We start from the raw sequence: 24616 nt of genomic DNA, 5'->3' as shown, positions 1-24616 counted from the left end.
ATGGATTGCCGGTTTTTAATAATTATGAGCGGTACTCTGTATATAGTTCCAACACCTATAGGAAATCTTGAAGATATAACATTAAGAGCTTTAAGAGTTCTTAAAGAATGTGATTTAATTGCCTGTGAAGATACCAGACAGAGTTTGAAACTTCTTACGCATTTTGAAATATCAAAACCACTTATAAGTTTTTATTCCTATAATCAGCATTGCCGCCTGCCACAAATTGCGGATAAGCTTATCAACGGGAAAAACGTAGCTCTTGTTTCTGATGGCGGAACACCTGCAGTTTCTGACCCGGGTTATATGCTCATAAAAGAAGCATTAGACAAAAATATAAAAATCGAAGTTCTGCCCGGAGCAAGTGCCGTGATAACAGCTTTGGTAGGCTCCGGTCTGCCTTCAGATGGATTCGTTTTTTGCGGGTTTTTAAAAAGAAAGGCAGGTAAGATAAAAAAGGAACTTGCGCTGTGTTCTTCGCTTGGCAAAACTATAGTTTTTTACGAATCTCCTCACAGAATTTTGAAAACCGTTGAGAACTGTCTTGAACTTTTTGGTGAAAAAGCCGATATGTGTCTTGCAAGGGAGCTGACAAAAAAGTTTGAAGAGTTTATAAGAGGAAGTATTAAAGAAGTGTTCGAAAACATAAAAAACAGACAAAGTCTGCGGGGTGAATTTACCGTACTGATTTATCCGGAAAATTCAAATAATAAAGAATTCAAAGCGGAGAAGAAATATGATTAGAGTTTCAATTGTAGGGATAACGGGTTATACAGGAGAAGAACTTTTAAAAATCCTTTCAAAGCATCCACATGCTAGCATATGCGGTCTTTATGGTAGGAATTCTTCTGCAGCGAGAGATTTAAAAGATGTTTATCCGCATTTTGCAGGTCTAAATTTGAAAGTCGAAGCTTTAGATATAAATAAAATTAAAGATGGCAGCGATGTGGTATTTCTTGCATTGCCTCATGCCGTAGCTTTTGAAATTGTGCCTAAACTTGCGGATGCGGGAATCAAAGTCATAGATTTGTCTGCGGATTTCAGGATAAACGATGCTGTGGTTTATGAAAAATGGTATAAAGTGGCTCATACGGCAAAAGATTATATTGCAAAAGCTGTTTATGGACTGTCGGAGCTGAATGAAGCTCGTATAAAAAATGCGTCCATCGTCGCCAATCCCGGATGTTACCCTACCAGCATTCTTTTAGGTTGTGCGCCTGCGGTAAAAAACGGTTTTGTTGATTTAAAAGGAATGATTGTCGATGCTAAAAGCGGAATTTCTGGAGCAGGGAGAAAAGCTTCGCAGGAATATTTTGCAAATGAACATCCAAATTTTAGAGCTTATAAAATAGCTGGAAGCCACAGGCATATACCTGAAATAGAGCAGGAACTTGCAAAGTTGTCCGGAGAAAACATAACGCTTATTTTCACTCCGCATATTATTCCCGTAGAAAGAGGAATGCTTTCGACGATTTATGTAAGACTTAAAAAAGATACTAAAACTACAGAGATCATTGGCGCATACAAAAAATTTTATGAAGGAAAGCCTTTTGTTAAAATTTTTGATGAAGGTAAAATGCCAGGCATAAAAGATGTAGAAAATACAAATCTCTGCGAAATATCGTTAAAAATCGATGAAAGAACCGGCACTCTTATAATAATTTCCGTAATAGACAACCTTGTTAAAGGCGCAAGCGGACAAGCGGTGCAGAACATGAATATAATGTTCAATTTATCAGAAACAGAAGGGTTGGTGTAACTAACAGCAGAAGATTAGAAGGCAGCAATCTTGGAAGTTTAGCAAAGACAAAAGACAAGTTAAAAAAATAAAAGGAAAAAAAATGAAAAAAAATTTTTTCACTGCAATTATTCTTTGTTTGTTGTTTTCAAGTTTTACTTTTGCACAAAAAAAAGCGGTAAATCCTAACTCGCCAGAAGACGTTGCCGATTTGAAAGCCGATGCCGAAAGAGGTGACAGGGGTGCGCAATATGAGCTCAGCATGGTTTATACCTATAAAAAAGATACGGAAAACGCTTTAAAATGGCTCAACAAATCCGCCGAAAACGGTTATGGCAGGGCACAGTATACTCTCGGAAATCTTTATTATAATGGAAACGATAAAATTAAACGCGATTATGAGAAATCGATAAAATGGTTTGAAGCCTCGAAAGAAACGACATATAAAGGCGCAAAAGTCGATGAACTAATCGCTTCGGCAAAACAAAAACTTATTGAACAGGTAAAAGCGGCCGATGCTAAGAGAAAGTCCGCCGCCGCGGCTAAAAAGCAAGCTGCCGCTGATGCCGAAAGAAAAGCAAAAGAAGCGGCTGAGGCCGAAGTGGCGAAATTGGCCGCCGAAGCAAAAGCCGCAGCAGAAGCAAAAGCCGCAGCAGAAGCTGCAAGACTTGCAGCCGAGAAAGCCGCCGAAGCCGAAAGAATTGCCGCGGAAAGAAAAGTATTCAACGTAGTAAAACAAACTGTGCTAAGTTATAAAGAAAAAATACTCCATTTTTTTGGATTAAAATAAAAAGGAGCAATATTCGAAACTATGTTTGCGGGAGAAAAGAAAGATGTTTCCAAAAGGGTTTAAAGCCGGCGGCGTCCGTTGTGGGCTGCATAAAAAAGAAGGCAAAAAAGATTTGGCTTTATTTATTTCTTGCGTACCTGCGTCCGCTGCGGGAATGTTTACCAAAAGCGTTACGAAAGCCGCTCCAGTTATTGTCGATATCGAGAAAATGAAAAAAGGCGGCAGAATTTCTGCAATTATCGTAAATTCTGGTTGTGCGAATGCATGCACGGGAATTAAAGGCAGAACTGATGCCTTGACTGTTTGTTCTGAAATTGAAAAAGAGTTTAATCTTTCAAAAAATTCTGTGTTGTGTGCTTCAACCGGCGTTATCGGACAGCATTTAAATATGGACGCTTTCAGAAGCGGCATAAAAAAGCTTAAAAATGCCGTCGGAACTTCAAAGAAAAACAAGGATGATTCAGTTTCAGCGATAATGACAACAGATACTTTCATAAAAACGGCATTCAAAAAAGTCAAAACTGCCGGCGGAGAAATTTCGGTATGGGGTTGTGCAAAAGGCGCTGGAATGATTCATCCGAACATGCGGGGACTTCATGCCACAATGCTTTCTTTTATACTTACCGATGCCGAGATAGAGGCAGAAACTCTGCAAAAGCTTTTGGAATCTTCAGCGGATAAATCGTATAACTGCGTCAGTGTTGACGGCGATACTTCTACGAACGATACTTTGATAATTCTTGCAAACGGCCAAAGCAAAACGAAAAAACTGTCGCGTGCAGATTTAAAAGAATTTTCCACAGCTTTAGACGCGGTAACTTTATCGCTTGCAAAACAGATTGCAAAAGACGGCGAAGGGGCGACAAAATTTATCGAGATAGAAGTGTGCAATGCTAAAACCAAAAATAATGCCAAAGCGATAGCTTCGACGGTAGCTATTTCTCCTCTGTTCAAAACAGCAATTTTCGGTGCAGATGCAAACTGGGGAAGAGTCGCGGCGGCAGTCGGAAGATCAGGAGTGAATTTTAATCCCCAAAAAATGGATATTTATATGTGCGGGATTTTAACTTCAAAAAACGGAATGGCAGTAAATTTTTCTGAAAGTAAAGCAAAAAAAGCATTGCTCAAAAAAGAGATTAAAATAGTAATAGATTTAAAAGCGGGAAAAGAAAGTTCGAAATATTATACATGCGACTTTTCGTACGATTATGTAAAGATTAACGGCGATTACCGCAGTTGATCTCTTGCGGAAAAAAGCATGAATAATAAAAATACAATAAAAATACCTGCAAAAAACAAAAAAGCGCATAAAAAAGCAGCAGAAATTATAAAAACTGGCGGCATTGCCATTGTGCCTACGGAAACTGTTTATGGTTTTGCCGTTGACGCTTTTAATATTGAAGCGCAGAAAATGATATATAAAATCAAAGGCAGAAGTTTTAGAAAGCCTTTGGTGGCGATGACTACGGATATTGAAAGTGCAAAAATTCTTGTCGAAATACCTGACAAAGCTTTAACAATAGCTGAAAAGTTTTGGCCTGGAAGGCTTACTTTGATTTTTTCTACGACGCAGGCGGGCAAAATTCTTTCCGGAGGGAGAGACAATCTCGGTATCAGAATACCGGATGATGACTTCATGCTAAAATTTTTAAAAGAAACCGGCAGTCCTGTTATGACCACTTCGGCAAACATTTCAAATAAAAAAAGCGCTAAAACTTTTGAAGAAGCGCTGTGGTTTGACGGAACAGTCGACATTATAGTGGACGGTGGAAAATGTAATTTTTCTTTTGAGTCTACTGTAATAGATATGGTAAAATTCCCTTACGTTATAGTGCGCAAAGGCTGTCTTGACACGAATGAGATTTTAAAATACATATAGAAAAATCAATTAATAAGTAGATATTATTGACTTGGAATACAATAAATTATGTAATCTTTGCAAAAAGAATAATTTTTGGAGATTAATGGTGCCTAGAAAAGATAAAAACATAAGTCCGAGTGTTACTGAAAAATTACAGAATCTTGGATATAGTGTTGCAGATTGGGATGATTCATCTTCAAAAATCAAAGAGGAAATAAAAACTGTTTTATCGACTGCATCAAAACAAGGCAATGGAAAAACTGGATATCCAGACCGCATATATATTAACACTCATGAAAAACTTCTCATATTAGTTGAAGAAAAGAGGTCAATAAAAGATCATGATAATCCCGACAAGAAGAAAGGAGCTGTAAGTGGTATAAAGTGGTATTTGGAACGGTTTACTAATTCTCAACTGCCCCAAAAATTAAAGCATTATTTTGATAACTGGAAAATTTTAGGAATAGCAGCCAGCGGAGACTTATCATTGGATTATCAGCATAAATTCAGCTGTTATACAGTCGATTGTAAAAGTGAAAAGATACTCTTGCTGCCGCAAGTTTCAAATTTTATGACGGAAGAACAATTTTTGGCATTGTTTAATTCTATTGATGAAGAAAAAGCAGTAAGTTCTGTCAGTGCGTCAAGTGTAAAAATAAATAATTTGCTTCGTTCTATTGATTCACAAAAGAGACCTGTTTTGCTTTCTGCTTTAATGATTTGTTTACATAAAGTAAAAAAGAATAAATCTAATTATCTCAATGATTTTCCTGATCATTATAAGACATATTCAGCACAAACCATTATTACTAATATTTTTGATACTGTTAACAGTGTTCTTGATGTAGAAGGGATTCTTTCTGAAAAACTGGAAACTTTGTTTACAGAGCTTGCATTTTTGAAAACAGATCAAATTTTAAGAAACAGTGATATTCTTAAAAATATTCTGATTGAACTTGAAACCAATGTAATACCTTTATTTAGTAAACGCTTTTCCACGAATTCTAATTATGATATTCTAGGAAAATTTTATGAAGAATTTTTAAAATATGCAGGTGTATCAAACGTAAAAAAAGGAATAGTTCTAACGCCAAGACATATTGCCGCATTGTTTACAAAAATAATTCCTTTAAAAGATGATGATAGAATTGTAGATTTATGCTGTGGAACCGGAGCTTTTCTAATTGCCGGCATGAATGCTTTGATTAAAAAAATCAATAAAAGCGGCAGAACAGATAAAATGAAAGCAATAGATAATGTAAAAGAAAAACAGCTATTGGGTTTTGAAATAAATCCGACAATGTATATTTGTGCCGTATCAAATATGTTGTTTAGAGGGGATGGGAAATCTTCAATACATAACTATGATTCAATTAATAATCCGAAAGCTCAAGATGAATTAGATAAATTTAAGGCAACAGTTGGTTTTATTAATCCTCCATACAGCGGCAAGGAAAATAAGTCTGATCCGACACCAAAAGAAATTACATTTTTAATAAAATTGCTTGACAACTGCTCAAGGTATGGTGTTATTATTGCTCCTCTTTCAACTTATTTTAAAGATAATGATATTCGCGAATCAATTTTAAAAAAGCATACTCTTAAAACTGTTATAAATATGCCGGTTGATCTATTTCAGCCTAATGCTTCAACTCATACAGCTATTGCCGTCTTTGAGACAAACAGGTCATTTGATTATGAAAAGGATGAAGTTACTTTTTACGATTTAAGGGATGACGGATTTGTGTTATCAAAAAATAAAGGAAGAACTGATATTTATAACAAATGGAGCAAGGCAGAGCAGGATTTACTTAATTCCTTGACCACTCTTTCCATAGCTGATGATATAACATTAGTTAAGACAAAAATTAAAAAAAATGATGAGTGGACCATATATGCCCATTCAAAAACCGACTACTCTTCTCTCTCCGAAGCTGATTTTGTTAAGTCAATATCAGATTATATGATTTTTGAAGCAAAAAAGGATATTGGGATTTTATTTAAAGATGATTTATCTGAAGCAGAATTGCTGGCAGTGTTGAGTTCTTATTTTAGTAAGGATGACAAATGAATACTTCCAAATGGAAAGAATTTGAAATCGGCATTTTATTTGATGTTGCAGGGTCTCCTGCTGTTTCTATTGAGGAACTTAATTCAATATATGGATGCAGAGATTATCCGTATATTACCAGAACTGAAAAAAATAATGGCTTGTCCGGATTCTATAACTGTAAAAATAATAGTTCATCTGTATTGACCATAGAAACAACGCTTTCCGGACTTTGTTTTTATCATGATTATGAGTTTTCTACAGGTGATCATATAGCCGTACTGAAACCTAAGGGGTTTGTTTTAAATAAATATACGGCATTATTTATTAAAACTGTCTGGAGAAAGAATGCCTATAAATATTCTTATGGAAGGCCTGCGGCAATAAAAAATATAAAAACAACTTATCTGCTTCTGCCTGCAAAAAAAAATCATCCAGATTGGCAATATATGGAAAATTATATTAAGTCTTTGGAAAGCTGTGTCAAATTTGAATCTATAAAAACGACAATATCTACAAAGCCTGATAAACTTAATATGAAAGAATGGAAAGAGTTTAAATTTACTGATAAAAGACTCTGGGAAAGAATAACTCATGGACAAAGGTTAATAGAGTCTGACAGAGCAGCAGGCGAAATACCATATTACTCTGCGTCACAAAACAATAACGGTATGACAGATAGAATATCCAACCCTTTATTTACTGAAGAAAATTGTATTATTTATTCGACTTTTGGAACTGCTTTTTGGGTTGAGAAAGAGTTTACAGCATCAGATGAGATATATGCTTTTTATAATTCCAAATTAAATAAATATAATGCATTATTTATAACAACTATAATGAAGCAAAACCAATATAAATTTAAATTTGGACGGAAAGCATTTTGGAATAAATTTGAAAATGAATCAATTAAGCTTCCTGTAGATAAAGATAATAATCCAGATTGGCAATATATGGAAAATTATATTAAGTCTTTACCATACAGTGATAAAATTTAAACAATGAACTTATTTAATGAAAAAGAATTTTTAGGTTATGTTTATGAAATAAATCCTCAATATGCAGGCATATATTTTCCTTCTTTATCGGATTTGTCAAAAGAATACGGCGGCAAATCCGGCGTAAATGTGGGCGATTTTATCATTATTGAAGGAAAAGAGCGTGGTTTTTTGGCAAGACTTACCGAAACAGGAATGCATGACAGCCACAATAAAACGCTGAGATCTTCGCATGAAGACTTGCGGATTTTAGGCAAAGCTGAATTTCTTCTTACTTTTAAACTGTCTGATCCGGATAAAGCCGAAAAAACTGTTTTTGCATATCCCTCGGCCGGCGCAAAAGTTTATTATTGTCCAGAAGAACAAATTGAAAAATATATACAAAGATTTGCAGGCAAAACCGACGGCGATTTGTACGCGCCTTTAGGAACGCTGGTTTCATCGAACGCTCGTTGCAATATTTCTTTAAATTCGCTGTTTGCTAGACATTGTGCTGTTATAGGAACGACGGGTTCGGGAAAAAGTTGGACGGTTTCAAAACTTATTGAGTCGGTAATTTCCAAAACTAATAACGGAATAATACTTTTTGACGCAACGGGCGAATACGGTATGCTGAAATCAAAAACGCTGATTCTAGGAGAAGATTCTTATTTTCCTTATCAAAAACTTTCCGTCTCGGATTTGTTTATTCTTTTAAGGCCTAACGGAGAATCGCAAAAATCGATTTTGCTTGAAGCTGTGCGTTCTCTTAAAATCATGCGTTTGTCTGAAAAAACGGGAACTTTTAAAAAAGCTTACCATCAGAGAAAAGAGTATAATGCATTTTACAAAAAATTTGTTACCGAAATAGAGGACAATACGTGCAATTTTGACATAAACTATCTTGTGCCGCAGATAAAAGAAGAGAGTGTTTCGTATTTTCCGGAAGGATGGGGGGCCGTTGATACAAAACTTTACGATCAGCAGGCTTCTATGGTAAACAAAATAGTAAATTTGATAAATACAGATGTTTTTAATAAGCTTTTTGGATTTAAAAACGCTGTGCAAAATAATATCTCGATTATAGATGCTATAGAAAATTTCACCGGCAGCTCTTATGGTGGGGAAAAGATATTGAGAATTAATCTCGAAAATGTTTCATCTTTGTTTTCTGCCAAAGAAATTACTGCAAATGCGATAGGTTCTTATCTGCTTGATAAAGCGAGAAATAAAACTTTTAGAGATTCTCCTGTTTTACTTGTAGTTGACGAAGCTCATCAGTTTCTCAACAAAAACATTACGGATGAACATTTTGAAAGCCTGACTCTTGATGCTTTCGATTTAATCGCAAAAGAGTGCAGAAAGTACGGCCTATTTTTATGTCTTGCGACTCAGATGCCGAGAGATATTCCCGAAGGTACATTAAGTCAGATAGGTTCTTTTATAGTTCACAGGATTATAAATGAGCGCGACAAAAAAGTCGTTGAAAATGCTGCTTCCTCAGCCGGAAAAAATATGTTATCATTTCTGCCTGCTTTAGGAGAAGGAGAAGTTTTGCTTGTGGGCGTTGATTTTCCTATGCCTTTGCTTTTAAAAATCGACAAGCCGGACTGTCCTCCGGTGTACAATACGCCGCGTTTAAACAAAATCTTATAATAGGAGTAGGAAAATGGAAAACTTGAAAAAAACCGATGGCGAAATTCATTCTATTTTGACTAAAGAACTTGAAAGACAGAAAGACACGATAGAGCTTATCGCTTCAGAAAATATTGTTTCACAAGCTGTCATGGAAGCTCAGGGGTCATGTCTTACAAACAAATATGCCGAAGGGTATCCTGCAAAAAGATATTATGGAGGCTGTGAAATCGTAGATATGGCCGAAACCATTGCCATTGAAAGAGCAAAAAAACTTTTCAATGTGAAATTTGTAAATGTTCAGCCGCACTCTGGTGCGCAGGCAAACTTTGCGGTGCTTCTTGCGCTTTTAAAGCCGGGCGATACTATAATGGGATTAAATTTATCTCACGGGGGACATTTAACTCACGGTAACCCTTTCAATGTTTCGGGAAAATGGTTCAATATAGTAGCATATAATGTCAATGAAGAAACCGAATATATAGATTATAAAGAAATGGAAAAACTTGCAAAAGAGCATAAGCCTAAACTCATTATAAGCGGAGCAAGTGCATATTCGAGAATTTGGGATTGGAAAAGAATAGACGAAACAGCAAAAAATGTCGGGGCATACCATATGTGCGATATGGCTCACTATGCAGGTTTGATTGCAGCCGGAGTTTATCCTTCTCCTGTAGAATATGCGGATGTCATAACGACAACTACTCATAAAACTTTGCGCGGCCCGCGCGGCGGAATGATTCTCACAAACAGTGAAGAACTGTCAAAAAAATTTAATTCGGCAGTTTTTCCTGGAGAGCAGGGTGGACCTTTAATGCATGTTATAGCCGCTAAAGCGGTAGCTTTTGGAGAAGCTTTAAAGCCGGAGTTTAGAGAATATCAAAAACAGGTTTTGGCAAATACCAAAAAGATAGCTGAAACTCTTGAAAAAGGCGGTTTGCGTATAGTTTCCAGAGGCACGGACTCGCATATGTTTTTGGTAGATTTAAGACCTTTAAATGTCAAAGGCAAAGATGCTCAGGAAATTTTGGAAAAAGCAGGAATCACTTTAAATAAAAATGGCATACCTTATGATCCAGAAAAACCTACAATTACTTCCGGCATAAGAATAGGCGCACCGTCAATAACAACAAGAGGTATGAAAGAACCTGAAATGGCAAAAATAGGCGAAGCTATAGTAAAAGTGCTTAAAAATATAGATGATAAAAAAGTTATCGCTGAAATAAAATCTGCAATGACAGCACTTTGCAAAGCATTTCCAATTTATAGTAATTTAAAATATTAAAAACAAAAAAATATTGAAAATTAGTAATATTTTAGAAATATATACTAAAAAATATAAATAGTTAATAAAAATCTGCAAGCTTATATACGAAATAAGCCTGCAGATTTTTATTTTCAAATATGTGATGGCAGTTTCTGCCTTTTTTCCTTTCCCTGCTTCCAATATTAGTGAACTATTGATTTGGTTGAATAAATAATTAAAAGGATAAAAACCGCGGCAAGAATTACCGAAATTACTCCTACAAGCCATAAAGGCATCACTTTTTGAAATGCCGTATCGGATTTTTTTACAGGTTTAATTTTTATATTGTTAAAAGAGTATGAATTTGAAATTTCATTTTTTATAAGAAATTTGTGCAGAGAATAAACTACCGCATATTTATCATTTTTTGATTCCGCAAGATAAAGATTGAGCCATTCATCGGCTTCTGCATTTCTTTCGTCCTGTGCGAGTTTTTTATCATTTGCTGCTAAAAATGCAGTCCAGTATGCAGTCATACAGCATTTATTTATCCTGTCGGCAGTTATGATTACGCAATCGACCCCGTCTTCATAATACAGTTCTTTTCTTTTTACTACGATTCCCTCGTCGTATATTTCAATACATCTTGTGTCAAACCAGAATTCCTGGTTCATTGGAGAGTTAATTCTTTCTTTTAATTGTTTTATTATTGCCGCTCTTTTTATAATTTTAGCTTTGAGCCTGTCAAGAGCATATTCTTTTTGCTTCAAAGCTTCCTGAAAAACTTTTTTATTGACATTTGAAGGATAGATACTTGTAAAGCGGTGAAGCATAAGTTTTTGTGCCGTGAAATTAATAATTAAAATAAAAGGATATAATTGTCTCAGAAAGATATCGGGACTTTTTCCTTCAAGCACAGTGCGGTTAAGAATATCGAGCCTATCCATTACATAATCGGTTTTATCTATTATAAATTCTGAAACATTGGTTACGCTTTCCCTGAGGAAACTGCATAAAGTATGAATCGATATATGTGCTTTTTCATTAAGTTCTTGGAAAAAAAACATGCTTTGCACTATATCGCCAAACTTCTTTTTTGAGTTTAGAAGTTCAACAGAATCGCAAAGCTGTAGTTTGTCGTAATCTTTTATAAAAAACAGTTCCGGCTCTGAATAGAGACTTAAATAATTGTCTATGTACAGAAAACATTCTATAACTTTTGAAGCTTCTTCTTCAGTCGTTTGCGCCTGCTCGGTTTCTTTTTGAAGTTCATAAATTTTCGCTAAAGTATTGTTTTTAAGTTCATTTTCTTTAAGCACTAAAGCCGTTATATCGGTTCCGGCTTCTTCGCCGTCCAATATTTGTTTAAGCTGGCAGTTGTACAATGACAAGCCTTCAAGCTTGCTTTTTATTTCTTCGTTGTTTGCAAGATTTTTCAGTTTAAGTGTATGTTCGGCTACAGTTTTCCATTCCATAATGTCTCTCCGATATATTTGCTAATACATATTATACAAGTTTTTTATCGGTTTTTCATATTTTTCTGGACTTTATTTGATAGGGCATTTTGCTTTTTGCATAATTGCTTTTGCTATGAAAGTAAAAAAAACAAGAAACCTTATCTTTATCAGCTTTAAATATGTTTTTAAATTATTTTTATCCGCATTCAAACTATTCGCTAAAAATGGTATAATAGCAACAAAAAATAAACGGGGTTTTATATGAAAAATATGCCAGTATTTGATAAAATAACGACTTCACTTCTTGAAGTGATGCCTTATCAGTATGCCGGAAAAGATATAAACGTATGCATTGAAACGGAAGAGTTTACCTGCCTGTGTCCATGGACGGGACTGCCGGATTATGCTTACCTCGCTATTAATTATACGCCTTCAAAAACCGTTGTTGAGCTTAAATCTTTAAAAATGTACATTCAAAGTTTCAGGATGGTTGGAATGGTTCACGAGAGTGTAGTCAACAGAATAATGAAAGATTTGGTTGAGACTTTAAAACCAAAGAATATGACGGTCAAACTTGAATTCAGAATACGCGGCGGAATAACTACCACAGTCAGCGCACAATATTCTTCTAAAAATATGAAAGGAAAATAAATGTTTAGAAAACATCGCAATATGCATTTTGTCGGAATTGGCGGATCTGGTATGTCTGGCATTGCCGAAGTTTTAATAAATCTGGGTCATAATGTTTCAGGTTCGGACTTGAAAAAAACTGACGTTACTGAACATCTCGCGGCAATCGGCGCGAAAATTTACATCGGCCACGATGAAAAAAATATTAAAAATACCGAAGTTGTCATTACTTCAACAGCGGTAAGTAAATCGAATCCAGAAGTAATGGCCGCTCTTAAAAATAAAATTCCCGTAATACCGCGTGTTGAAATGCTTGCGGAACTTGCAAGGCTTAAATATTCGGTAACGATTGCCGGCACGCACGGTAAAACTACAACTACTTCTCTGACGGCTTTGGTTTTGGATGAAGGCGGGTTTGATCCGACGATAGTTATCGGCGGAAGGCTGAAAAATCTCAACACAAGCGCACGTCTGGGCAGAGGCGAATATATCGTCGCAGAAGCCGATGAGTCAGACGGCTCTTTTCTTAAACTTTCTCCCGCGATAACTGTAGTGACAAATATTGATAACGATCATCTCGACTATTACGGGAATATGGAAAATCTTAAAAATGCTTTCATAAATCATATAAACAGCGTTCCTTTTTACGGAGCGGCGATAATATGTTCGGATGATAAAATCGTAAAAGAAATTATTCCGCAAATAAACAGAAAATATGTGACTTATGGACTTTCTGGAAATCCCGACATCAAAGCCGAAAATATAAAAGTTTTGCCGCAGTGCACAAGTTTTGATGTCATATACGAAGGAAAGAAAGCAGGCAATGTCTGCATCAGAATACCGGGTAAACACAATATCTTAAATGCTCTTGCTTCTATAGGAGTGGGATTATATCTCGCGATACCTTTTAATCATATAGCCAGCGCCATAAATAAGTTTGACGGCGTCGGCAGAAGGCTTGAAATAAAAGGAGAAAAAAATGGCATAACCGTAATTGACGACTATGGACATCATCCGACTGAAGTTGACGCGACTATTAAAGCGATAAAACATTTCTGGCCAGAAAGAAAGCTCTGGGTATTATTTCAGCCGCACAGATATACGCGCACGCAGAACCTTTTTGGTGAGTTTGGTAAAAGCTTTAAAGACGCAGATTTTGTGAAAGTGTTAGAGATATATGCTGCCGGCGAAAAAGCTATAGAAGGAGTAAGTTCGCAGCTTATTCTTGACAGTCTTAAAGAAAACAATTGCAGTGTGGAAATTTTTACGAATTTGAAAAATTTTTCCAAAGAATTGCGGCCGGGCGATATAGTATTGACCTTGGGTGCGGGGGACGTATGGAAAAAAGGAGAAGAGCTATTAACATTGATATAGTAAACAAATTAGCTGCCGCGGGATGTAAAGTTTTTGAAAATAGGAAGCTGTCGGAAGTTTGTTCTTTCAAAATAGGTGGAAATGTGAATTATTTTATTGAAATTCCTCATGAACCTGCTTTGTCATTCTTTTTAAAAACGGCTTCAGTCGAAAATTTTCGATTTTTTATTTTAGGCGGCGGCACAAACGTTCTTTTCAGTGATAAAGGTTTCAGCGGCTGCGTGATTAAATTGATGGGGGATTTTAAAAATATAAGCATTGACGGCGTTAAAATCACGTGTGGCGGCGCTGTTTTTTTGCCATCTCTTGTAAAAAAAAGCATCTGCGAAAATCTTTCCGGTCTTGAATGCTGCGCCGGAATTCCGGGAACCGTAGGCGGCGCTGTATTAGGAAATGCGGGGAGTGGGCAAAACTGGATAAGCGATACAATCGAAAGTGTTGAAGTTTATAATAGAAACGGAGAAAAAGAACTTATAAACAAGGAAAAAATAGATTTTGACTACAGAAAAAGCGGGCTTGAAAATTTTATAATTTCCAAAGTTAATTTTACCTTGAAAAAAGAAACAGGAAATGGTATTTTAAAAGTTGTTTCGGACAAAATCAAAAATCGCGCAAAAACTCAGCCGTTGCCGTTTCCAAGTGCGGGCTGCATATTTAGAAATCCTTTAGGATTAAGCGCCGGAAAACTTATAGAAGATGCTGGTCTCAAAGGGAGAAAAAAAAGAGGAGCAAAAGTATCGGAAATTCATGCGAATTTCATAATAAACGTGGCCAATGCTACAGCGGATGATGTACTTGATTTGATTTATACCGTAAGAAAAACCGTAAAAGACAAATTTAACATAGATCTTGAACTTGAAATAAAAGTTATCAAAGCATAAAAGAAATCAATGATGACAGCGGAAAAGCTTAAAAATAAAAAAATCGGTGTTTTGTACGGCGGAACTTCAAGCGAAAGAGAAATATCTTTGAAATCCGGCAAAGCCGTTATTAACGCGCTTAAAAAAATGAAATTTAAAGTCGCTGCCATCGATGTAGACAAAAATGCCGCCGAAAAGATAAAAAAAGAAAAAATAGACATAGCTTATGTCGCTCTTCACGGACAGCACGGCGAAGATGGAACAATACAGGGAATGCTTGAAGTTATGGGCATACCTTATACGGGGTGTGGCGTGTTTGCAAGCTCGGCCTCGATGGATAAAAACATATCGAAACTTCTTTTTAATTGTGCTGGAATTTTGACTCCCGATTGGTTTGTTTTAAGAAAATACGAACGGATTAATGAAATAAAAACATATCCTGTTGTGGTAAAGCCCGCAAATCAGGGGTCAGCCATAGGAATATCGATAGTGAAAAAGGCTTCGGAATTTGCAGCAGCCGCCAAAACTGCTTTTAAATACGGCAATGAAGTTATCGTCGAACAGTTTATAAAAGGCAAAGAGATTACAGTCGGCGTTCTAGATGGAAAGTCGCTTCCTGCCGTAGAAATAATGCCTAAAGGAAAATTTTACGATTATAAATCAAAATACGCCAAAGGTGGCTCGAAACACATCATTCCCGCGCGCATAAGCAAAGAAATGCATAACCTTGCAGCTCGTGCCGCTGAAAAAGTTTACAAATTGTTTAAATGCAAGGCCGTGTGCAGGGTGGACATGATAATAGACCGCGATGAGAAAATATGGGTATTGGAAAACAATACCATACCTGGGATGACCGAAACTTCTCTTCTGCCGGACGAAGCAAAAGTGTCGGGGATAAAGTTTGAAGAACTTATTCTTAAAATCATAGAGTGTTCATTGTAAAATGTCCGCAAAAAGAAAAAAATATTCTTATCAGCGCAGAGTCGTTATAATGCCCAATTATACGCGTTCTTCAAAAAAAGGAAGAAAGCTCGGGAAATTATTTGTTTATATCTGTATTTTTGTTTTAATATGTTTTCTTGCTTATGCCGGAGGAAAAAAACTCGTCGGATATGTGTACGCTTCGGAAAGCATGACAATTAAAGAGATAGATGTGACAGGCTGCAAAAATGTGACAAAAACAGAAATTAAAGCACTGCTTCCTTTTAAAATCGGAGATAATATTTTAAAAATAAATGTGTCCGAAGCCGAAAGCAAAATAATGGAAGTTAAGCCCGAACTCAAAGACATTTCCATCAAAAGAAGATGGCAGAAAGTGAAGATTAAACTTTACGAGAGAACCCCCGAAGCCTTTATAGTTTTCGGAAATGATGTTCTCGGAATAGATTTTGAAGACAAACCTTTTCCTTTACGCGGTTTTATGAGCGGCATGAAAATACCGACGATAATTTATAAAACTGACGCAGAAAGGTCGGAAATTTTGAAATTCATAAAAATATTTAAACCGGTATGCGACAATTTTTTTGACAATATAGCCAAAATTGAATATTCGAATTCACATGATATAGTTTTTAAAACTTATGACGGAACAGTTATTTATTGGGGAGAAGAAAGGCCGGAACATATGGATCATAAATACGACAAACTCCGTAGAATTTATGCGGATGCAGACGTAAAATACGAACATATAGAGCTTATAGATATGAGTTTTTACGAAATGGGAAAGGCGGTTGTAAAACCTAAGGCACAAGAACCTTTGGCTGCCGCACAAAACATAAATTAAAGGAAATAAACAATGGCCAAACAAGAGCTTGTAGCGGGACTTGATATCGGAAGCAGCCAGGTGTGCTGCGTCGCCGGAGCAAGAGATGAAGATGCGCGTCTTGTAAAAATTTTAGGATGTGCCTGCGTTCCCTGCAGCGATGGAATCAAAGCGGGAGCGGTAATAAACATCCAAGAAGCCGCAATGTCTATGGCTAGGGCTTTTGAGGAGACGGAAAAAGCCGCCGGAAGCTATATAAGAAGCGTTGTTGTCGCAATAAGAGGCAGTTTTGTCGAGGCTAAAAATTCAAAAGGCGTAGCAAATATAAATCATTCCAACAGAGAAATCACGGAAGATACCGTTGCAAACGCTTTAGACAGCGCCAGAAAAATGATAAAAATCGATAGCGAACACGAGATTTTGCAGATAGTTCCCAGAGAATTTATTTTAAACCAGCAGCACGGAATACAGAATCCCATAGGGATGGAAGGAACTTTTATAGAAGTGGATGTCCACGCTCTTGTCGCTGCCAGCAGCAATATAGGAAATATTATTAAAGCGATGAATTCCGTGGATATAAATTGCGATGACAAGGTTTACGGTTATCTTGCTGCCGGCGATATTTTAGTTACTAAAGAAGAAAAAGAGCTGGGCTGTCTTGTCGTTGATTTCGGCGGACTTACGACGGGACTTGTTCATTATGCCGATGGAATAGTAAGATATACTGACGAAGCGCAGGTCGGGTCGGACTATATTACGCGGGACATAATGCATAAATTGAGAGCGTCTTTTGCCGTTTCGAAAGAAGTAAAAGAGATGTACGGTGCAGCTTTTACTTATTCCGGACTGAAAAATTCAGAGTTTGAATATAAGGCGGCCGACGGGAGAAGTGTGAAAAAATATGAAAGGAACCATCTTGTTGAGATAATACAGCCGAGAGTGGAACAAGTTCTGTTTGTGATTGAAGATATGATGAAAAAAAGTTCGTATGGTTCGCAGTTTTTGTCCGGAGGAATCGTTCTTACCGGTGGAGGAAGTCAGCTCGAAGCGCTGTCGGAAGCGTTTGAAAAATATTTCGGCTGTTCGGTAAGAGTCGGTGCGCCTAATTCGGATAAGGTCGTCGGTCCGCATGAAATAGTTTTAAATCCCGTTTATACGGCTGCAATAGGCGCGGTTTCTTCCACTATGACAAATGCATATGCGGTATATGCCCCAAAATCTTCGGGAAACGGCATTTTTTCTAGAATTGGAAAATGGTTTGAGGAAACATTTTAAATGAAGATAATTTTACCTGCTGAAAATTCTGGCGTTGCTCAGCCGGCCATAATAAAAGTAGCCGGCGTAGGCGGAGGCGGTTCGAACGCAGTAAACAGAATGATTGCCGCCAATGTCAGTGGTGTTGAATTTATAGCGATAAATACGGACGTGCAGGTTTTAAGAGAATCGACAGCTCCTGTACGTTTACAGATAGGAGAGAGAATTTCAAAAGGGCTAGGGGTTGGAGGAAATCCCGTTGTCGGTCAAAAGGCCGCAGAAGAAAGTATGGATATTATCCGCGAAACGATAAAAGGTGCCAATATGGTTTTTATTACCGCGGGAATGGGCGGCGGAACGGGTACTGGAGCTGCTCCGATAGTAGCGCAGATTGCCAAATCTGAAGGTATTCTTACCGTTGGTGTCGTGACAAAACCTTTTAGTTTTGAAGGGCAGGTGAGAATGTCGCAAGCCGAAGAAGGAATCAATAATTTAAAAAATTATACGGATACTCTTATAATAATACCGAACGAAAGGGTTTTTAATGTTGTCGATGAAAGAATGTCAGCGAAAGCTTTATATCAGATAATCGATGATGTTTTAAGACAAAGCGTGCAGGCGATTACCGATGTAATAACGGTTCCAGGTGAAATTAATATGGATTTTGCGGATGTTAGAAACATAGTGGCCAATTCAGGAACGGCTTTGATAGGCATAGGCGAAAGCGCAAGCTCGGACAACGTAAAAGAAGCGATAGCAAAAGCCATTTCAAGTCCTCTGCTTGACAATTACGATATAGCTCAGGCCGAAAAGATGCTGGTCAATATCACTACAAATTCAAATTTTTCTGCTTTAAAATTGAAAGAGATAGGCGAGGTAATAAAAAGTTATGAAATGAAAGGTCATATTTTTTACGGCCATGCCATAGACAACAGGCTTGACGATAAAATTAAAATAACTGTTATAGCCACCGGTTTTAAAAGCGATATGCCGCTAAAAAAAGAAGTCGGACAGTCCAGCCTTTTTGACATGACCGCCAATGATGGCAAACCTCTGTCTATTGATTTTACAAAACCGGCTTACACTTATTGGAAAGGTAAAAAGCTTAAATGAGATCACTTGTCATTAACGCCAATGAAAGAAAAACTTATCGAAGAAAATAACTTCCCAAGCAGACATTTTACCACCATAAAATTGTGTGCAGACATGAAAGACGAAGCGGCAAGAAACGTTTTGTTACATTCTTTAGGCTTAGATGTCGACAATTTAGTTTTGGCAAAACAGCCGCACGGAAATAACGTCGCAATAGTCACAAAAAAACATAAAGGCAGTTTTATTAACGATTGTGATGGACTTATAACGGCCGACAAAGATATTATGCTCGGCGTTTTTACGGCTGATTGTATGCCGGTTTTAATGGTTTCGAAAGATAAGTCAAAATCGGCAAAAGCGGTCGTTCATGCTGGCTGGAAAGGGCTTGCAAGCGGAATACTTATAAACACTGTAAAAATTTTTAAAGAAGGCTTCGGAGTAAATCCAGAAACTCTTGCCGTTTATATTGCTCCTCACATAAAAGAATGCTGCTATGAAGTCAGCGCAGATTTCGGAGATATATTTGAAACCAAACTTAAAAACTGCAGACTTAATTTGGCCGCGGTTGCGTGTAAAATTTTAGAAAAAGAGGGCGTGAACGGAATTTATGTAAGCCCGCACTGCACCTGCTGTGAAAGCGATTTGTTTTTTTCTTACAGAAGGGACAAAACGGCCGACAGAATGATTACAATTGTGCTTTAGGAGCGAATCTATATAAAAGTTCTTTTGCTTTTTCTTTGTCATCTGTAATCTTACCAATATCTTTTAATTGTCAATATGGATGGGCATTTTTTTTATTTGAAAATAAAAATTATTTACTTAGCCATTTTAGAGATTCTTTTACTGACGGGTTATTGGTATTTTCATATGATACGGCGGCTGTATTGAATTCTTTTTTTAAATTTAAAATAAATTCGTCTATCCAAGAAGGCGTTAAAACTTCAACGCCTGAAAAATCTAAAATAAATTCTTTTTCGTCTTTTTTTATTATATAAGCGCGCGCAGATAAAAATGCTTCTCTGCCTTCAGGTCTTGAAACTAAATTATTTCCAAAATTCCCTATTTTGATTTTCATAACTCCCCCTCAATATTTAATAATAGTTAAACAGCCTTTGACAATAGATGCGTTGGACTTAAATTCCATTTTACCGAGATCTATTATTGCACAGCCGTTGCCTGACTGCAAAAACAAATTCCAACCTCTAGCTTTAGCCACACTTGCCGAAAATTTTAAACCATTGCCGCGTTGCTCCGGTGCTCTGCCTGAGATTACTTGCATAAAAGCCATTTTAACTGCTTCTTCATCATTTTGTATATTTGGTTTAACATTTAAAAGAGTTGTTTTAATGCCTTGCCCTCTATCTGCAATAATTACAATTCTTTTTTCTATATCATATACAAAAACAACTCCGAATATATCTTTCCACTTAGCAAAATTATGGTCAAAAGAGTTATTCCCTATCTCTCCGACAACTGCTGCAAGCAAAGGATCGTTGACTAGTTTAAGAAACTGATATTGTTGAAACTGAAATATATTTCTAAATTGACAATGCAGGTTTTTATTGTTTTCAAAGATATTGCTAACGCTGTCTTTTGAAAGCCAAATTTTCAAATCATCAATTAATTTATCCATAATAAATATTATACAAAATTTATTCTCTTGCATAAATGCAGGCGTTTTAAACGTCCGTAAAAATTGTGCTGCCCGATGTTAGAATGACATTGTGCAAGAGATAAAATAATAGTGCGGCATAAAAACCTGAATGTTAAGATAAGCCGTTATTGAAAGATTAAATCTGATATTTTGAAGAAAGACTTTCAATATGTCAAATTTGGGACAGTTTTACCATAAAGCAAAATCGCTGCCAATAAGCATAAAAAAGGATGTAGATGTAATCAATATGACAGAAAGGCATTTATAGAAAGCAAACGAATAAACAGATTTTTATAAGATTGAGGGTTATTGATATTCATTATTAACGATTATATTATCAAAATGGATAAAATGTAAATAATAAAAAAATTTAAAGAATTACAAAATAAATTCAATAATATTTTACAATTTGATATTGGTAAAAAAAGAAAAAATATATAGAATTAATAATAATGGTAATATTGTTTACATTTTTTTAATTGTATGTTTATTAGGATGCGATTTTTAGAAATTTATATTAAAAAATGAAAATCTATTTTTTTCATGTGTTTTTTTAGACATAAAGATTACAAATATAAAGAATTTTTAAATTTGATATAAATTAAATAACCATAAAGCATTTGAAAAATAAACGAATAAGTGTTAAACTACTATTATGAAAAAAGCAAAAATAAAATATTATGATATAATTAAAAAATGTCAGTGCAAAATAACATCTGTTATCATTTTTTTGATGTTTGTGAATATGATAAATTTAGGAGTGGGTATCTCTGCAAAATACGAAGACGGCGGTTTTTCCGTTAATTTAGCAGAATCGGAATTGGCAGGAATATATAATATGACAAATCTTCCTATAAAAATAGTAAACGACTTGTTTAAAAAAGATAAAACTATGTCCAACACTGGCAAAAATGATGATAAAAATAAGAACAATGATACTTTTGCCTTATTTGTTTTGATTAAACAGGTGAAAAAATTGGCTAATGTTTTTGTTCCTTTTATTCCTAATTTCATCAGCGGAAATAAAATATTTTTGAAAAACAATATAAATATCACAGGGATAGTTCGAAGTAATATTTTTTTATCGGATTTTCTTGTGCGAAATGGCATTGTCAAATGCTTTTTGTTGCTGCTTATCATTATGGCTGCTTTCCCTAGGGGAATTCCTGTAAAAATTAACAACTTTATAAATATAAAATTTACATTTCCCATATTTATTTTCAATAAATACGGGATTTTTCATTTCATAACAGAATGCAAGGGAGCTTTAAGATGAAAACAATCAATAATTTTATCACAAGGACACTGTATCAATTAAAGAAGTCCACGATGCTGACTTTAAATTGGTTTATGGAGCTAAACGCTCTAAAAATTACGGCTTTGATAGTCGTTAATTGCTTTCTTCTTACATCGGTATATGGTGAGGCCGTAGCTGCGATAACAGATAATGCAAGAGCTGTCGAAAAATTTAAACAGGTTTTTGATGATTTTACGCTTCCATATTCTTACGGTAAAATTACTTCTTCGAATTTTGCAGGAAGCGATACGGTCGTAATTAATATTCAGGATTTGCATTCGCATCCCCGCGTTCAGAAAAATATAAGCAAAATAATAGATGTTTTTGACAAAAAGTATGGCGTAAAAGATATATATCTTGAAGGTGCGTACGGACAGCTTGATACTTCATGGCTGTCTTCTTCAGATGACAAGAATCTGAGAGAATGGGTATTGGAATCACTTATTGACAGTGGCAGGCTTACGGGAGCAGAATACTATTCGGTTGTCAGCGGTCGTCCAAATATCATAAAAGGGCTTGAAAACGAAAAAGAGTATCTTGAAAACCTTCGGAGATTTGGAACGATTCTTGAAGCCCAAGATGAAATATCAATAATTTTAAACAGTATATCCGAAGATATTAATACTTTAAAAAAGCAGTATTACACAAGACAACAAAAGAAACTCGATGAATTGTCACAGCAATATGTACAGGGGAAGATTGCCGCTAAGAAATATTTTACGCTTTTGTACAAACATACGGAAAAACTTGGAATCGACATTTACAAATATGAAAATATAAACACTTATAAATCTCTTCTGGACCAAGAAAGAGATTTGGATTATAAGAGAATTTCAGCTGAGCTTAGCATGCTTATCATAAAACTCAAAGAAATTCTGCCTTATCAAGCATATAAGATGATTGTTGACAATACAGAAAATTTTTCGGAAATAGACAAATTATATGTATATCTTATAAGGTTTTCCAAAGAATATGGAATAAATCTTGAAATCAATTTTTCCGCTCTCAGCAAATTTTTAAATTATGTCGAACTCAGCCAGAAAATCAACCCGCTGGAACTCATAAAAGAAGAAAGCAAACTTGTAGATGAAATAAATGAAAACTTCTCATCAAATACTGAAGAACGCAATGTGGTGTCTATTGTTTCTTTCCAGAAATATTTGCGCGATTTTATGTCCAGTAAAATAACTTCGGACGATTATAAATATTATGAAGCCAATAAAAAAGAATTTCAAACTTTATGGGTGAAATATATTGATAACACAAAGTTAGAGCTTCTAGACGAATACCGCAAAATTGCAGAAGAGTTTTATAAGGTTAATATAGACAGGAATAAATATTTCTTTGACAATATAGACGGTTTGCAAAATACTGTTAAGCTTTCTGAAGATAATATTTCTGAAAACGATACGGAAAAAGTGGTAAGTTCTCTAAAAAATGCCAGAAATATTTATGTGATAGTTACAGGAGGATTTCATACTCAGGGAGTTTCGCAATACCTTGCTGAAAAAGGCATTTCAACCATTACCATAACACCTAATGTAACTGACGGCGTAAAAGCCGCTGAAGAAACATACTATAAAATAGCAAAAGAACAAAGTAAAGTTTTGTTTCAGACTTTGGCTACTCTACCTTTGACACAGTTCAAAAACTCACCTGAAAGCGCCGCAGAACTAGTCAATGCGATGATAACTGGTTCCCAAAAAGCAGACAGAGAAACAATAATAAATAGAGTTAATGAGTTCATTTCCGATATGATGAAAAAAGAACATGGGGAAACTGCAGCAGCTAACATCAAATATAATTCCGATGATGACATAAAACTTGATATCTATTACAACGGTAAAAGAACTGTTTATTCATATGATGGAAAACAATTTGTAAATCCGATTGAAAGTCAAGATTCTAAACAGATGTCGGTTGAAAGCAGAAATCCTATTTTAGTTTTTTCTGCTGTTGCTTCTGTTGCCGCTTCGGCAGTTGCCTTAATTACAACATTGACTGGAGGATTTTTATATATTCCAATTGTGGCGATAATTTCCGGATTGGTATCTTTATTAGTATTTGGTTTTGAGCGGGGAATACAGTCTAAAATTAAATCCTCCTACGAGTTGGCTAAAGCAAAGATGACTGAAACGGGAAGCGGCAGAAAAGATTTCAGAATTTTACAGAAAATTCTTGCATCTATCTCCCCGGATTTGCAGAAAAAACTCATATCAAAAATGTTTAAAGATGGGCAGCCGCTGGCCGAAGAAAAGATAATAGAAGATATATTAGCAGATATATCAGCAGTGGAAAAACTTTATGCGGATATAAAAAGAATTGATGACGAATTGGGTTTACTTAGCAAAGATGTAAAAATAAAAGCCAGCAAGCAAAAAAGAAAGGTGCTTAACGCTAAAAGAAACGCTGAAAGGAATCGTAAAAAAGAGGAAAAAGATGCGTTGGAAAAAGAACTTTACAAATTAGAAGCTTCGCTTTCGGCCAGACTTTCCGAAAGCGTCTCTGATAACACGATTGCCATGTTTTTTGATGGGACAATACATCTCAATTATCAGCTTTTATCGGTTTTGTTTTTTAACGACAACGGGCAAATCCAAAATATTAATCTTTTGGAAGTATTTATAAGACACGAATTGAGGCATGTGAAATTTGCTGAAGATGCTGAAAAAAAAGGTTCTTTCCAGTCATTTGTAAAGCGTAATAAAATAGACTGGCTTGAGGAATTGGTGGTTTCACTTGGAGATTTTCCAAGCTTTATTTCCATTATGTCGTCAAAATTGTTTGCATCAATTAAAAATAATATGTTTATTAGTTCGGCCTTGTCTTTTGTGTCTAAGTTTAGGAGAGCTCCGAATAGTATAGACTCTGATTTGGAAGAGGGATTCAGGAAGTATTTGGATGAGTTTTATGAGAAAGATGGCATTAAAGATGCGGGA

General features: G+C 35.7%; 22 protein-coding genes. 19 read left to right on the top strand and 3 right to left on the bottom strand.

Annotated features, from left to right (window positions below; translation table 11 throughout):
* Positions 1-24 precede the first annotated feature (24 nt).
* The 9 genes from rsmI (at position 25) to LBD46_00740 (ending at position 10336) form a co-directional block, all read left to right on the top strand.
* On the top strand, positions 25-744 hold the full coding sequence (gene rsmI, locus LBD46_00780) for a 16S rRNA (cytidine(1402)-2'-O)-methyltransferase (GenBank protein ID MDR2425713.1): 720 nt from the start codon (positions 25-27) through the stop codon (positions 742-744).
* The gene (argC, locus tag LBD46_00775) at positions 737-1759 is read left to right on the top strand and encodes an N-acetyl-gamma-glutamyl-phosphate reductase (GenBank protein MDR2425712.1); all 1023 of its coding nucleotides are present in this window, start codon (positions 737-739) and stop codon (positions 1757-1759) included. Before rsmI ends, argC begins: the two co-directional genes overlap by 8 nt.
* A gap of 82 nt (positions 1760-1841) precedes the next feature.
* Positions 1842-2528, top strand: a complete 687-nt coding sequence (locus tag LBD46_00770) for a hypothetical protein (GenBank protein MDR2425711.1) — start codon at positions 1842-1844, stop codon at positions 2526-2528.
* Positions 2529-2571: 43 nt separating this feature from the next.
* Positions 2572-3768 (top strand): bifunctional glutamate N-acetyltransferase/amino-acid acetyltransferase ArgJ, encoded by a 1197-nt coding sequence (argJ, locus tag LBD46_00765; protein MDR2425710.1) that lies wholly within the window; start codon positions 2572-2574, stop codon positions 3766-3768.
* Between the two features lie 18 nt (positions 3769-3786).
* On the top strand, positions 3787-4407 hold the full coding sequence (locus tag LBD46_00760) for a threonylcarbamoyl-AMP synthase (GenBank protein ID MDR2425709.1): 621 nt from the start codon (positions 3787-3789) through the stop codon (positions 4405-4407).
* A gap of 88 nt (positions 4408-4495) precedes the next feature.
* Positions 4496-6460, top strand: a complete 1965-nt coding sequence (locus LBD46_00755) for an SAM-dependent methyltransferase (protein ID MDR2425708.1) — start codon at positions 4496-4498, stop codon at positions 6458-6460.
* Entirely contained in the window at positions 6457-7437 is a 981-nt protein-coding gene (locus tag LBD46_00750) for a restriction endonuclease subunit S (GenBank protein ID MDR2425707.1), read from the top strand. Before LBD46_00755 ends, LBD46_00750 begins: the two co-directional genes overlap by 4 nt.
* A 3-nt stretch (positions 7438-7440) precedes the next feature.
* A complete protein-coding gene (locus LBD46_00745) occupies positions 7441-9072 on the top strand; it encodes an ATP-binding protein (GenBank protein MDR2425706.1) in 1632 nt (543 codons plus the stop codon).
* A gap of 13 nt (positions 9073-9085) precedes the next feature.
* Entirely contained in the window at positions 9086-10336 is a 1251-nt protein-coding gene (locus tag LBD46_00740) for a serine hydroxymethyltransferase (protein MDR2425705.1), read from the top strand.
* 164 nt (positions 10337-10500) lie between these two features.
* Here the strand turns inward: LBD46_00740 and LBD46_00735 are convergent, their stop codons facing one another.
* Entirely contained in the window at positions 10501-11772 is a 1272-nt protein-coding gene (locus LBD46_00735) for a hypothetical protein (protein ID MDR2425704.1), read from the bottom strand.
* Positions 11773-12015: 243 nt separating this feature from the next.
* On the opposite strand from LBD46_00735, the gene queF reads away from it, so the two are divergent.
* Genes queF through pgeF form a run of 8 tightly spaced genes read left to right on the top strand, consistent with a single transcriptional unit; the run spans position 12016 to position 19428 of the window.
* Entirely contained in the window at positions 12016-12405 is a 390-nt protein-coding gene (gene queF / locus LBD46_00730) for a preQ(1) synthase (protein ID MDR2425703.1), read from the top strand.
* Complete coding sequence (gene murC / locus LBD46_00725; protein MDR2425702.1) at positions 12406-13758, top strand: UDP-N-acetylmuramate--L-alanine ligase; 1353 nt, start codon at positions 12406-12408, stop codon at positions 13756-13758.
* Positions 13722-14639 (top strand): UDP-N-acetylmuramate dehydrogenase, encoded by a 918-nt coding sequence (gene murB / locus LBD46_00720; protein ID MDR2425701.1) that lies wholly within the window; start codon positions 13722-13724, stop codon positions 14637-14639. Before murC ends, murB begins: the two co-directional genes overlap by 37 nt.
* 9 nt (positions 14640-14648) lie before the next feature.
* Positions 14649-15560 (top strand): D-alanine--D-alanine ligase, encoded by a 912-nt coding sequence (locus LBD46_00715; protein ID MDR2425700.1) that lies wholly within the window; start codon positions 14649-14651, stop codon positions 15558-15560.
* A 1-nt stretch (position 15561) separates the two neighbouring features.
* Positions 15562-16401, top strand: a complete 840-nt coding sequence (locus tag LBD46_00710) for an FtsQ-type POTRA domain-containing protein (GenBank protein MDR2425699.1) — start codon at positions 15562-15564, stop codon at positions 16399-16401.
* 12 nt (positions 16402-16413) lie between these two features.
* Positions 16414-17655: a cell division protein FtsA gene (gene ftsA, locus LBD46_00705; protein MDR2425698.1), complete on the top strand. Its 1242-nt coding sequence runs from the start codon at positions 16414-16416 to the stop codon at positions 17653-17655.
* Positions 17656-18747, top strand: coding sequence for a cell division protein FtsZ (gene ftsZ, locus LBD46_00700; protein ID MDR2425697.1), 1092 nt, complete (start codon positions 17656-17658; stop codon positions 18745-18747). It begins immediately after the preceding gene.
* A 6-nt stretch (positions 18748-18753) separates the two neighbouring features.
* Positions 18754-19428 (top strand): peptidoglycan editing factor PgeF, encoded by a 675-nt coding sequence (pgeF, locus tag LBD46_00695; protein ID MDR2425696.1) that lies wholly within the window; start codon positions 18754-18756, stop codon positions 19426-19428.
* 109 nt (positions 19429-19537) lie between these two features.
* Here the strand turns inward: pgeF and LBD46_00690 are convergent, their stop codons facing one another.
* On the bottom strand, positions 19538-19801 hold the full coding sequence (locus LBD46_00690) for an STAS-like domain-containing protein (GenBank protein ID MDR2425695.1): 264 nt from the start codon (positions 19799-19801) through the stop codon (positions 19538-19540).
* A gap of 9 nt (positions 19802-19810) precedes the next feature.
* Positions 19811-20359, bottom strand: a complete 549-nt coding sequence (locus tag LBD46_00685) for a hypothetical protein (GenBank protein MDR2425694.1) — start codon at positions 20357-20359, stop codon at positions 19811-19813.
* 676 nt (positions 20360-21035) lie between these two features.
* Between LBD46_00685 and LBD46_00680 the strand changes: the two genes are divergently transcribed.
* Both LBD46_00680 and LBD46_00675 read left to right on the top strand, forming a co-directional pair.
* The gene (locus LBD46_00680) at positions 21036-21656 is read left to right on the top strand and encodes a hypothetical protein (protein MDR2425693.1); all 621 of its coding nucleotides are present in this window, start codon (positions 21036-21038) and stop codon (positions 21654-21656) included.
* A partial coding sequence (locus LBD46_00675; protein ID MDR2425692.1) for a hypothetical protein occupies positions 21653-24616 on the top strand: 2964 nt, incomplete at its 3' end. The genes LBD46_00680 and LBD46_00675, both read left to right, overlap by 4 nt.

It is taken from the genome of Candidatus Endomicrobium procryptotermitis, assembly GCA_031279415.1.
In the GTDB taxonomy this organism is placed as follows: domain Bacteria; phylum Elusimicrobiota; class Endomicrobiia; order Endomicrobiales; family Endomicrobiaceae; genus Endomicrobium_B; species Endomicrobium_B procryptotermitis.
Note: the sequence above shows the minus strand (reverse complement) of the source record. Positions and strands in the feature narration are given on the sequence as shown.

Coding starts and splice junctions, on each gene's coding strand:
- LBD46_00680 (MDR2425693.1), top strand. CDS start 21,036: ATGAAAAAAGCAAAAATAAAATATTATGATATAATTAAAAAATGTCAG.
- LBD46_00770 (MDR2425711.1), top strand. CDS start 1,842: ATGAAAAAAAATTTTTTCACTGCAATTATTCTTTGTTTGTTGTTTTCA.
- argC (MDR2425712.1), top strand. CDS start 737: ATGATTAGAGTTTCAATTGTAGGGATAACGGGTTATACAGGAGAAGAA.
- LBD46_00740 (MDR2425705.1), top strand. CDS start 9,086: ATGGAAAACTTGAAAAAAACCGATGGCGAAATTCATTCTATTTTGACT.
- ftsA (MDR2425698.1), top strand. CDS start 16,414: ATGGCCAAACAAGAGCTTGTAGCGGGACTTGATATCGGAAGCAGCCAG.
- murC (MDR2425702.1), top strand. CDS start 12,406: ATGTTTAGAAAACATCGCAATATGCATTTTGTCGGAATTGGCGGATCT.
- ftsZ (MDR2425697.1), top strand. CDS start 17,656: ATGAAGATAATTTTACCTGCTGAAAATTCTGGCGTTGCTCAGCCGGCC.
- LBD46_00710 (MDR2425699.1), top strand. CDS start 15,562: ATGTCCGCAAAAAGAAAAAAATATTCTTATCAGCGCAGAGTCGTTATA.
- LBD46_00750 (MDR2425707.1), top strand. CDS start 6,457: ATGAATACTTCCAAATGGAAAGAATTTGAAATCGGCATTTTATTTGAT.
- LBD46_00745 (MDR2425706.1), top strand. CDS start 7,441: ATGAACTTATTTAATGAAAAAGAATTTTTAGGTTATGTTTATGAAATA.
- LBD46_00735 (MDR2425704.1), bottom strand. CDS start 11,772: ATGGAATGGAAAACTGTAGCCGAACATACACTTAAACTGAAAAATCTT.
- queF (MDR2425703.1), top strand. CDS start 12,016: ATGAAAAATATGCCAGTATTTGATAAAATAACGACTTCACTTCTTGAA.
- murB (MDR2425701.1), top strand. CDS start 13,722: ATGGAAAAAAGGAGAAGAGCTATTAACATTGATATAGTAAACAAATTA.
- LBD46_00760 (MDR2425709.1), top strand. CDS start 3,787: ATGAATAATAAAAATACAATAAAAATACCTGCAAAAAACAAAAAAGCG.
- argJ (MDR2425710.1), top strand. CDS start 2,572: ATGTTTCCAAAAGGGTTTAAAGCCGGCGGCGTCCGTTGTGGGCTGCAT.
- LBD46_00690 (MDR2425695.1), bottom strand. CDS start 19,801: ATGAAAATCAAAATAGGGAATTTTGGAAATAATTTAGTTTCAAGACCT.
- rsmI (MDR2425713.1), top strand. CDS start 25: ATGAGCGGTACTCTGTATATAGTTCCAACACCTATAGGAAATCTTGAA.
- LBD46_00715 (MDR2425700.1), top strand. CDS start 14,649: ATGATGACAGCGGAAAAGCTTAAAAATAAAAAAATCGGTGTTTTGTAC.
- LBD46_00685 (MDR2425694.1), bottom strand. CDS start 20,359: ATGGATAAATTAATTGATGATTTGAAAATTTGGCTTTCAAAAGACAGC.